Below are 11312 nucleotides of genomic sequence, written 5' to 3'. Positions count from 1 at the left end.
AGGATGAGCGAAAAACGAGAGGGAAAAAATGTCCCTCTCGTTTTTCACTACAGACTGACCTTTTGAGACAGCCTCTTGTCTTACCTACAAATTATTTGTTTTTTTTACTCGATCGTTCATTGGAATATTCTTTACTCACATGAAGTTCTTGTTTTACTATTCGTGAGAACAACCCTTTGCCGATTTCACCGCTCCCTTTTGACACCCTTACTCGAAAAACGTCCCCATTTTCTAACACTTTTTCATAGATATCGTCTCTAGAACTCTGACATAAAAACACATAACCATCGTTCTCTGAATATCTTCGAAGATCCTTCCACTTAGGCGTGAATCAGCACTTCGCTGTACACACGCCGACATCGACGCACGGTTTGGGAAAACCGGCACCATTTCAATCAGTACGCCCTCTACGCCATACCTGCGCAGCTCTGATGATCGAGTCTGGAGCTGTGTCCGAACGGCCTTGAGCACGCGAATGAGCGGATCACAGACGAAGTGTACACGCACACAAGCAGTATTCTTCAAACAGATCGTATCTCGAAATTTGAAAAACATACGGCATTTTAAACCGGCGGTCAAAAAAAGGGGCAAAGAGAAAACCCCTCAGCACCAATAGTGCCAAGGGGTTCGGCAAGTCTGCCAGATTAATACTGTTCGAGATATTGATCGCGTTCCCACTGATGAACTTGGGTTCTAAACATATCCCACTCAATTTCTTTTGCATCATTGAAGCGGGAAACGGTGTGCTCGCCGAGAGCCCCGGTGATGACCGAATCCGCATTAAAGATGGCCAATGCTTCTTTCAGATCGGAAGGAAGTTCATGAATGCCGAGTTTTTCACGTTCTTCATCGTCCATGACATAGATGCTGCGGTCTACCGGATCCGCGGGCGTCAGTTTTTCTTTGACGCCATCGAGACCGGCGGCAAGCATGGCAGCCATGCCGAGGTAAGGATTCGTAACCGGATCGACGCTTCTGACTTCAATACGTGTGCTCAGCCCGCGGGAAGCCGGAATACGAATCAGCGCACTGCGGTTGCTCAGCGACCAGGCCACATAGCTCGGTGCCTCATATCCGGGAACCAGCCGTTTGTACGAGTTGACGGTCGGGTTGGTAATCGCTGTAAATGCACGGGCATGTTTCAAAACGCCGGCGATGAAGGCCTTTGCCGTTTCACTGAGCCCGTCCTCGGAAGATTCATCATAAAAAGCATTTTCCTTGCCTTTGAACAGGGACATATTGGAATGCATGCCTGAGCCGTTGACGCCAAACAACGGCTTCGGCATGAAGGTTGCATGCAGATTATGCTGACGGGCAATTGTTTTAACGACAAGCTTGAATGTCTGGATGTTGTCGCAGGTTGTCACCGCATCGGCATACTTAAAGTCGATTTCGTGCTGACCCGGAGCAACTTCGTGGTGCGATGCTTCGATTTCAAAACCCATGTCTTCAAGTTCCAGGACAATATCGCGGCGACAGTTTTCGCCGAGATCCGTCGGAGCCAGATCGAAATAACCGCCGTTGTCATTCAGATCAAGTGTCGGCTTTCCTTCATCATCCATCTTGAACAGGAAGAATTCAGGTTCCGGGCCGATGTTAAATGCCGTGAAGCCGAGCTTCTTCATTTCTTCAAGCTGAACCTTAAGCACACTGCGAGGATCCCCTGGGAATGGCGTGCCATCCGGCTTATGGATATCACAAATCATTCGGGCGACCTTGCCCTTTTCTGCAGTCCAGGGAAATACGACAAAGCTATCGTAGTCCGGATACAAAAGCATGTCGGATTCTTCAATCCTTACAAAGCCCTCGATTGAAGAACCGTCGAACATAATCTTGTTGTTCAGCGCTTTCTCCAGCTGGCTGACCGGAATTTCCACATTTTTAATGATTCCGAGCAAGTCAGTGAACTGCAAACGAATAAATTTGACGTTTGCTTCATTTACCTTAGAAATGATGTCCTCTTTCGTAAACTTTGCCATTCGAGATCCTCCCCAAAATAAGTTTCTATTTTCAAAAAAATTTATATACACAGGAAACCGCCTCACTTGAAAAACCGTGAGAGTTCCCCTTGTATCAACGAAGATTTGCCATATTTACCGGCACCGACCAATTCCGTTTTCAGAAACTTCATGAGTTCGGCATCCGAAATTTCTTTTTTCTCTTCAACAGGACGGTTCGCCTCAACAGGCTTCTCGCTCAGAACACGACGGATGCCGGCCAGATTGACCCCTTCATCCAGAAGGGATTTAATATCCAGCAGCCGATCGACATCATTAAATGAAAAAACACGACGATTGCCCGCTGTACGCTCCGGATGGATCAATTCATTTTCCTCATAATAGCGGATCTGCCGTGCGGTTAAACTTGTCAGTTTTTGAACAATTCCCATTGAAAACAAAGGCATTGAGCGGCGTACATTGTTGTCCATATCGCCTGACGCCCCCTTCTTAAAGACATTATAACGTTCGGCACAAATGTTGTCAAACAATGTTAGTTTACCTAACAGATAATGGCATACTTTTAATAGACTTGTCACAATTGGGCATGTACCACATCAATCAGCTGTTTTTCAGCAAGATGATTGACGGCAATGATCATGGCGGCTTTAACGTGTTCCAGTGTCAGTCCTCCCTGAACATAAAGCTTATAGGGGGGGCGAAGCGGACCGTCCGCCGTCAGCTCAAGGCTTGCTCCCTGAACAAAAGTGCCGGCAGCCATAATTACTTTGCTCCGGTACCCCGGCATCGGGCTGGCAAAGGGCAGGACATGCGAATTAATCGGGGAGGCCATCTGCACAGCCTGACAGAAGGCGGTCATCTGATCCGGATCGCGAAAAGTAATGCTCTGAATCAGATCGGTTCTTACGGACTCCCATGAAGGCGATGTTTCCATCCCCAGCCGCTCCATAAGCGCCGCTGTAAAAACAGCCCCTTTCAGCGCCTGAGCGACGGTATGCGGCGCAAGGAAAAAGCCTTGATATTGATCGGCCAGACCGCCGAGAGTCGGGCCCACTTCCCGTCCCAGACCCGGAGCGGTCAGGCGTTCCGCACACATGGAAACAAGATTGGAACGTCCAACTATGTATCCGCCGACTTTAGCAAGACCTCCTCCCGGATTTTTAATCAGCGAACCGGCCATCAGGTCGGCTCCGACATGACAGGGCTCTGCGGTTTCGGTAAACTCCCCGTAACAGTTGTCTACAAATACAATGATCCGCGGATGGACGCTTTTGATGGCTGAAATGGCTTCACCGATCTGATGAACGGATAGCGACGGACGATTACCATAGCCGCAGGAACGCTGAACAGCAATCATTTTTGTATTCGGCCCGATTGCGCGGTTAACAGCCTCCGTGTCAATACAGCCGTTTTTAAGCGGCATCATTCTATAGCCGATGCCGAAGTCTTTCAGTGACCCGTGCCCGCCTTCGGCAATACCGATCACGCTCTCAAGTGTATCATAAGGGCTCCCGGTAATGTACATGAGTTCATCGCCGGGCCTGAGCACGCCGAAAAGCGCCGTTGTAATGGCGTGGGTTCCGGAAACCATCTGCATCCGGACAAGTCCCGCTTCGGCGCCGAAACAATCCGCGTAAACCGCTTCAATGCCGTCTCGGCCGAAATCATCATAGCCGTAACCGGTTGTCCCGCTGAAATGAGCATCGCTGATTTTATTTTTTCGGAAACTGGAGAGCACACGAAACTGGTTCTCCTGAGCAATCCGGTCAATCGTTCCTGTTTTCTCCTCAATCTGCCGGTCGACGACTTCAACAAGCCGCTGCAGCTCTTTTCCATAAGTCAATTCACCGTACATTCTATTACTCCCCGTCTTTTAAAACCGCATGCTTGATCAATTTTGAAGCAAGCGGCGTTTCAGGAAAAACAAAGCCTTCAACTTCATAACTTTGCGCTTCCTCGATAAATGTTCTTCTTTCAAGCACCGCATGCGTCATGATTTCATTCAGAAGCCTGCCTTCATCGGCCGGAATCCGGCACTTGAACGGCACCATTTGTTTGATCAGCTCATTTTGAACGGCCTGTAACACACGATCGCCGTCCTCAATGCTGCGTGCGGATATAAGCAGCGCTTCCTTCGGCGCGATAAATGCGGTTTGTAAAAGATCCCTTTTATTATATAGTTTCAAAACCGGAAGATCATCGGCGCCCAGTTCGGACATTAAGGCAGCAACTGTCCGCTCCTGTGCGATCAAATCGGGATCCGAAGCGTCGACAACATGAATAATCAATCGGGCGCCGGTTATCTCTTCAAGTGTTGAACGAAAAGCGGCGACAAGTTGCGTCGGAAGATCCTGGATAAATCCAACCGTATCGGAAAGCAGACAAATCAATCCGTTCGGAAGTTTCATTTTTCGAGTCAGAGGATCAAGGGTCGCAAACAATTGATTTTCGACATAAGTATGAGCGGACGTCAGCCTATTGAACAGAGTGGATTTACCCGCGTTTGTGTATCCGACCAGTACCACAAGGCATTGATCATTGGCCGTACGCCGGTCGCGGTAACGTTTCCGGTGCCCCGCCACCGTCTTCAACTGATTGCCGATGTCCTTCATTCTGTTTCTGATATAACGCCGGTCGGTTTCGAGCTTTGTCTCGCCCGGACCGCGCGTACCGATCCCGCCCCCCAGCCGTGAGAGGGAATCGCCCATGCCGCTGAGCCGGGGAAGCAGATAATTCAGCTGCGCCAGCTCTACCTGGAGCTTCCCTTCACGTGAACGCGCCCTCATCGCGAAGATATCGAGAATAAGCTGCGTCCGGTCCAGAACCTTGGAAAAAAGCGACGTATTCAGCCTGCTCTGCTGCCCCGGAGAAAGTTCACCGTTAAAAATGACGGCATCCGCTCCAAGCTGCTTCTCCAGGGCTTCGACTTCTTCAAGCTTCCCCTTTCCGATATACGTGGCGGAATCGATTTGCTGCCGTTTTTGCGTCGATACAGCAACGACCTCGCCTCCGGCTGTTTTCACCAGTGCCTCAAGTTCCTGAAGCGATGAGTCGAACCGATCATCGGACTGATGCGGCAGCTGGCAGCCGACAAGTATCACATTTTCCATAAACGACCTCTTCCCAGATGCTTTTCTATGCTTCATCCGCTCCGGAAACCGGTCTCACGTCATCAAAGACAAGATCGCACGCCCGAATGGTCAGAAGCGATTCCCGATCATAGTTTCCTTCCCTGACCAGACGGACAGCCTGCTGGCGGATCATCTTTTCGACAAGATTGCGGATATAGCGTCCGTTGCTGAACTGTTTTTCATGATCGCTGACTTTTTGATGCAGATGGCGGGACAGCCTTTTCTGTGCTTCCGCTGTCAGCCGATATTCACGTTCCCCGACCATCTGAAGAGAAATGGCCAGGAGCTCTCCGCCGCTGAAATCCGGAAAAGAAAAAATCATTGGAAAACGGGAAGGCAGCCCCGGATTCATTTGCAGAAAATCATCCATTTCATCGGAATAGCCGGCCAGAATGAGAACGAATTCGTCTTTGTGATCCTCCATCTGTTTAACGAGCGTATCAATGGCTTCCTTTCCGAAATCCTTATCGCCGCCTCGTGCCAGCGAATAAGCTTCATCAATGAAAAGGACGCCCCCGAGTGCCTTTCTGACCAGTTCCCTTGTCTTCTGCGCGGTCTGTCCGATGTATTCACCGACCAGATCCGCACGTTCCGCCTCAATCAGCTGGCCCTTAGAAAGTATCCCCATTTCATTGAACAATTCTCCGAGCAGCCTGGCGACCGTCGTCTTCCCGGTTCCCGGATTGCCTTTAAAAAGCATATGAAAAGACTGTTTCTCTACTTTTAATTGCGCTTCTTCCCGCTTTCTGTAGATGTAAAGCCACGCATAAAGCTCTTTTACCATATGCTTCACTTCATCCATGCCAACAAGCCGGTCCAGTTTCTCTTCCAGCTTCTCAAGCGGTGCATGGCTCACCTTTTCTTCGATAGGAAAAGGCGCGACAGTATTTCTCTCATTTTTTTGATTGAATATGACATTAATCTGGCTTTTCTGCGTAAATGTATAGGCCTCCCGCACGATTCCGATCACCTCGCTGTTTTTCGGCGCAAGTCCGGACGTTAATGCCTGCGTTCGATTATGTATACGCCGGTTGTGACTGCTCCGTGACAATCGCCCGTTTCTCAGAAGTTAATTCTGGGAAAAAGAGGGCTAAATCATTTTATGATGAACGGACGGCATTCAGAAGGCGGAAAAAAACAAGGACGTACGAAAAGCAGCAAGAAAGGCAGCACCGATCGCTGCCTCTCCGTTATCTATTAAGACTCTTCCTGACTTGTCCAATTCACGGGTTTTGACGGAGTAAAAGTAGAAATGGCGTGTTTAAAAATTAATTGCTGCTTGCCATCGCTATCCAAAAGGACTGTAAAATTATCAAAACCCTTTACTTTGCCTTTCAGCTGAAAACCGCTGACAAGAAAAACGGTTACAAAGGTCCCTTCTTTACGTAATTGATTAAGAAACGTGTCCTGGATATTAATCGACTGCTTCATTTTATTCCTCCTCTTTTCTCTCTAGTAAAGGTATTTCGACTCCATGGTGAACTTTCCTGCAATAATTAATTATTTTTGCATGATCTTTTCCCTGAGAAGGAAGAAAACTAATCCAGCCACAGAAAGATCTCATATTAATTATATTTTAATTTTCCATCATTTGCAAAGCATCCTGAAGCCGCCGTTTATAAAATGACAAAAAAATAACTTTTTAAATACTCGCGAAGTTCTAGCTCGGGGGTCTATATCGTTTTCGCCGGCAGTTTCTATTTTTTCAGCCCTTTTTCAGCAAAACTGAGAACCTGATCGGCCGCGTTCGAATAACCCGAAACAGAGCCGTCCAGTTCAAACCAGTGAATGCTGTTCATCTGTCCCCTGAACCAGGTAAATTGCCGCTTCGCATAGCGGCGCGAATTCTGTTTCAGCCGCGCAATCGCCTCATCTAAAGAAATACGCCCCTCAAAGTACGGGAAAAATTCCTTATAGCCGATCGCCTGAAGAGCCCTGGATTCCCGAAGTGCACGCCGTTCATAAAGGCCGCGCACTTCATCAAGCAGGCCGTTTTCAATCATTCGATCGACACGCTGATTAATCCGCCGATAAAGCCGATCACGCTCCATGGTCAGCCCGATTAAAACCGCGTCGAAAAGCGCATTTTCGGAAACCGCCTGCTGCCGGCCGCTGAAAGTCCGTCCTGTTTCATGATAGACTTCCAGAGCCCTTATCACGCGCACCACGTTATGGGGATGAATCCGTACGGCTGCGTCCGGATCGACTGCCCGAAGCCGTTCATGCAGCGCTTCTCTTCCAGCCTGCTCCGCGAAAGCCTCCATTTTCTTCCGATACGCCGGATTGGCTCCGACCGACGAAAAACGGTAATCAAACAGCGCCGCTTTCACATAGAAACCGGTTCCCCCTACTAAGATCGGAAGCTTGCCGCGGCTTGAGATTTCAGCGATAGCCCGGCGCGCATCGCCCTGAAAGTCCGCTGCTGTATACGCTTCTTCAGGATCGCATATATCGATCAGATGATGGGGCACGCCCTCCGCTTCCTGTGCAGTAATCTTGGCCGTACCGATATCCAGCCCGCGGTATACCTGTGAAGCATCCCCATTAATCACTTCGCCGTCAAAATGCTTTGCTGCTATAATGCTTAACTTTGTTTTGCCGACTCCTGTCGGGCCGACAATCGCAATCAATTTATCGCGCATAAATAAACTCCCTGATACTGATCTTTTTTCCGACTCCCGATTATGCCAGTATACCACAACTGCCCGGAAATTCTTATAACAGCCGGCACCCCTCGGAAAAATTCAAAACGGTCCCTGTCAGCCGAAACGGCTTATTGAAGGAGATAAGATTCCCAAGCCAGCCCAAAAGGAAGAAGCAAATAGACAAAATGACGGGATCAGTAAACGGAATAGCTTTGTCAGACCGGGGCAGGCGCGGTCGAATGATTCGGCAGACTGAAGCATAGCGGACGTTTCCGGAGTTTAGCGCTTCTCTGCAAATGATAATCGTTTTTCAGAAGAAGCGATTGATGCAGCCATGCCGCGGCCGGAAGGATACAGGATGTTTGATATAGCCCAACCCAATGAATTAACCGGTGTCGCTCAGCGATATGATTGATAAAAAAATGAACCCAAAAATGAGAATATATATTCTCATGTAGTTCTGACAATTTAAAAGCGTGCGGTCATTTTGCGGTCATGAAAAGTGCCTCTTTGCAGAGGCACTTTTTTCATATATTAATCGAACATACGTTTTTCTTTCTAGCATTAAAAGATCATATGTTCGTGTATAATATCCGTGAAGTGTATGCTGACGGACAATCAACTGCGACGAAGAAAAGCAGATTATCCGTGAGTACATCTTCCTTACGCTGATAAAATTGGTCCTGCGGGGCGGCAGGAAAATCATAAACGTCACAAATACGAAATTCAAGGATCTTTATATAGCGAACATTGACGAAACCATCCATCGCCTTGCCTTAGACATGAGGAAAAATACGGACGCTGTATTCAACCATCATATCTGAATGATAAAAAAGAACGGGCTCAGCTATGAAGTTTGATGTCAGGTGCCGTGTATACCCGATTCAATGTCACAAAACGATTGCGGCTGACCGGATAAATGAACGGATTAAAGAGTATTCTAACCGCTGATAATGCGCATACTGTCACAAACCCATCTTCTATTCCTTAAGCCAAATCCCTGCGCTTCGCTGCAGGGATAATTTTTTGTTTCAATCAGCACAGCGACGGGTAGATCATAAATGATCCTCTCCATCCTCATGCGATGCATGGGGATATTTTTTATGCCCAGCGGTCAATGACCGGCTTTTATTAGCGCACCTGCACAGAACCAAGCGGTGAAAGTCCGCCACAGGTTGGCGGTATAATCTCTCAATCCTTCTTTAAAAAATACGTCTCCTGTTGCTTAGGAGAAAAATAGCAGCAATTAGGAAAATCGGAATGAATATCCGTCTAAAGAAGCGATCTCGAAGAATTATTCCACCCCGCGGATCCATGCCATCTATTACTCCCTGGTAAGACCTTCCGTCGTGGCAGCAAACTTCAACTGGATGTCCCTGATAGCACATCAAATGTTCCATTTAATTTTATCATCCCTTTTTAATTTTTTAATGTCACCTCAATTTAAATTATGTAATCGATACATCCTTAGAGTAGACTGTCTTATCATATAGAGAAAAATCCATGATTCCATCAGTTATGTACGCCCCGCACACGGGCTTTTCGTATGTCATTTTTTCAGTTCAGTCTATGTCATTGCCTGGCAGAATCACTTTGGCCGTTTGTTGTCGGATCCTGAACGATGCACATCCCACTGATAAAACAGCTATATCATTCAACCATTTGTCCCCTTTATGACTGCCTTCCGCTGATACAGTGTCTTATCACGTGATGGGGGTGCTTCTCTGGGGATATGATGGTGAATACAGTGGCAGCTACGGATTTGGCACAACTCTGTTCTGATAGTTGTGCTGTTCATTCTGTTAATTATTGTCGGAGCTTTTTTTCGTTATTAAAAACAAATCGCCACATCCATAGGCACCCATACAGATCTCCTTCAAGGAGCATCCTGGCACTGGATACTCCTTCGGTCTGCTTTTCACCCTTTTCTTTTCTTAATTTCTTTCCAACCGTCCCTAAACCAAGCATTCAAATCTGCCAAATTCGATGCAAAATAATGTTCGATGTTTTTGCTCCTTTTCCTATTTAAGCAGGATGGCGTCACGCATTTTCCACGATCAACTCCTTTACCCTTCCTGTCGATCGTCTCGCAAATAGGATAAATACGAGGCTTTCAACTCAGTTGGGCTTTACCACGGCATGAGCCAGGACATAACTTTAGGCATCCGACTTTTCATTCATTCTGTTAGTCGCGGTCCGCATCATGCTTTTGGTGCCAGTCCTGAATCTGTTTTAACCGCTGCCCGACTTTTGCCTCGGATCCCTGAGTGGTCGGGTAGTAATAACGGCGCCCTGTCAGATTGGACGGCATCGTCTGCATATTGGTCAGTTTGTCTTCACTGTCATGGGCATACTGATAGTCTGCTCCGTAATGCAATTCCTTCATTAACTTTGTCGGTGCATTGCGGAGGACAAGAGGCACGGGTTCATCAATACTGTTCCTGGCATCGGCTTTCGCCGATTCATAGGCGGCATAAATCGCGTTCGATTTAGGAGCAAGCGACAGGTAAGTGACGGCATGAGCCAGATGGACACTGCATTCCGGCATCCCGATGAAATGGCATGCCTGATAGACCGCGACGGTTATTTCTACGGCGCGGCTGTCCGCCATTCCGACGTCTTCACTGGCAAATCTGATTAAGCGCCTGGCGACATAGAGCGGATTTTCGCCCGCTTCCAGCATGCGGGCGAGCCAGTACAAGGCCGCATCCACATCGCTGTTGCGCATCGACTTATGGAGGGCGGAAATGAGATTGTAATGTTCCTCGCCTTTTTTATCATACAACAGCGATTTTTGAGAGGTGATCTGTTCAAGCGTCTCCTGATCGACCGTAATACGATCGTGATCCCTCGTTCCGTTCATCACGGCCATTTCCAGTGTGTTAAGCGCTACACGGGCATCTCCGTTGGCGAATCCGGAAATCATGTCCAATGCCTGCGGGCGGATTGAGATCTTCTCCTCGCCGAACCCTCTTGAATCATGCAAGGCATTTTGCAAGAGCCGGCGGACATCCGCCTGCGTCAACGGCTGCAAAACAAAGACTTTACAGCGGGAGAGCAGCGCGGCATTGACTTCAAAAGACGGGTTCTCCGTTGTCGCCCCGATGAGCGTAATACTGCCCTTCTCGACAAACGGTAAAAAGGCATCCTGCTGTGCTTTATTGAATCGGTGGATTTCATCGACGAACAAAATCGTTTTGGATCCGAACGTCCGATTCTTCTCCGCTTCATTCATCACTTTTTTAATATCCTTGATACCGCTCGTTACCGCGCTAAAGTTAATAAAATTTGCCTGAGTCTTGCGGGCGATAATCCGGGCCAGCGTCGTCTTTCCGACACCCGGAGGGCCCCAGAAAATCATGGACGGAACTTCATCCTGATCGATCAGTTTGCGAAGAACCTTCCCTTCCCCCAATAACTTTTGCTGCCCGACAAACTCTTCTAAACTTTGCGGGCGGACCCGTTCAGCCAGCGGCCGTGAAAAGGCCGGATTGTCAAATAACGATTCCTGTTCGATGATGATGGCCTCCCATCTATGTGATTTCGGCGGAAATTCTAAAAGAATCAGACCAGGCATC

At 48.1% G+C, this 11312-nt stretch carries 9 protein-coding genes; 1 reads left to right on the top strand and 8 read right to left on the bottom strand.

The features are described from left to right. Nucleotides 1-644: 644 nt before the first annotated feature. From glnA to miaA, 7 genes are all read right to left on the bottom strand, one after another. On the bottom strand, nucleotides 645-1979 hold the full coding sequence (gene glnA / locus Q6A92_RS15230) for a type I glutamate--ammonia ligase (protein ID WP_274400908.1): 1335 nt from the start codon (nucleotides 1977-1979) through the stop codon (nucleotides 645-647). A gap of 62 nt (nucleotides 1980-2041) precedes the next feature. Next, nucleotides 2042-2428 (bottom strand): MerR family transcriptional regulator, encoded by a 387-nt coding sequence (locus Q6A92_RS15225; RefSeq protein ID WP_274400910.1) that lies wholly within the window; start codon nucleotides 2426-2428, stop codon nucleotides 2042-2044. A gap of 104 nt (nucleotides 2429-2532) precedes the next feature. After that, nucleotides 2533-3813, bottom strand: a complete 1281-nt coding sequence (locus tag Q6A92_RS15220) for a methionine gamma-lyase family protein (protein WP_332238617.1) — start codon at nucleotides 3811-3813, stop codon at nucleotides 2533-2535. A gap of 4 nt (nucleotides 3814-3817) precedes the next feature. Next, a complete protein-coding gene (gene hflX / locus Q6A92_RS15215; RefSeq protein ID WP_274400912.1) occupies nucleotides 3818-5068 on the bottom strand; it encodes a GTPase HflX in 1251 nt (416 codons plus the stop codon). Nucleotides 5069-5093: 25 nt separating this feature from the next. Further along, nucleotides 5094-6047, bottom strand: coding sequence for an AAA family ATPase (locus Q6A92_RS15210; protein ID WP_443029739.1), 954 nt, complete (start codon nucleotides 6045-6047; stop codon nucleotides 5094-5096). Nucleotides 6048-6286: 239 nt separating this feature from the next. Then, nucleotides 6287-6520, bottom strand: coding sequence for an RNA chaperone Hfq (gene hfq, locus Q6A92_RS15205; protein ID WP_188805127.1), 234 nt, complete (start codon nucleotides 6518-6520; stop codon nucleotides 6287-6289). 266 nt (nucleotides 6521-6786) lie between these two features. Then, nucleotides 6787-7731: a tRNA (adenosine(37)-N6)-dimethylallyltransferase MiaA gene (gene miaA, locus Q6A92_RS15200; RefSeq protein ID WP_332238616.1), complete on the bottom strand. Its 945-nt coding sequence runs from the start codon at nucleotides 7729-7731 to the stop codon at nucleotides 6787-6789. A gap of 1790 nt (nucleotides 7732-9521) precedes the next feature. Between miaA and Q6A92_RS20340 the strand changes: the two genes are divergently transcribed. Continuing rightward, nucleotides 9522-9569 carry a YjcZ family sporulation protein gene (locus Q6A92_RS20340; protein ID WP_274400957.1) on the top strand — a complete coding sequence of 16 codons (48 nt, stop codon included), beginning with the start codon at nucleotides 9522-9524 and terminating at the stop codon, nucleotides 9567-9569. A gap of 350 nt (nucleotides 9570-9919) precedes the next feature. On the opposite strand, the gene Q6A92_RS15195 is transcribed toward Q6A92_RS20340, so the two are convergent. Continuing rightward, entirely contained in the window at nucleotides 9920-11251 is a 1332-nt protein-coding gene (locus tag Q6A92_RS15195) for a replication-associated recombination protein A (protein ID WP_332238618.1), read from the bottom strand. Nucleotides 11252-11312: the final 61 nt, after the last annotated feature.

The sequence above is a fragment of the Sporolactobacillus sp. KGMB 08714 genome, assembly GCF_036598985.1.
Lineage (GTDB): Bacteria > Bacillota > Bacilli > Bacillales > Sporolactobacillaceae > Sporolactobacillus.
This window is presented reverse-complemented; position numbering and strand designations above follow the sequence as displayed.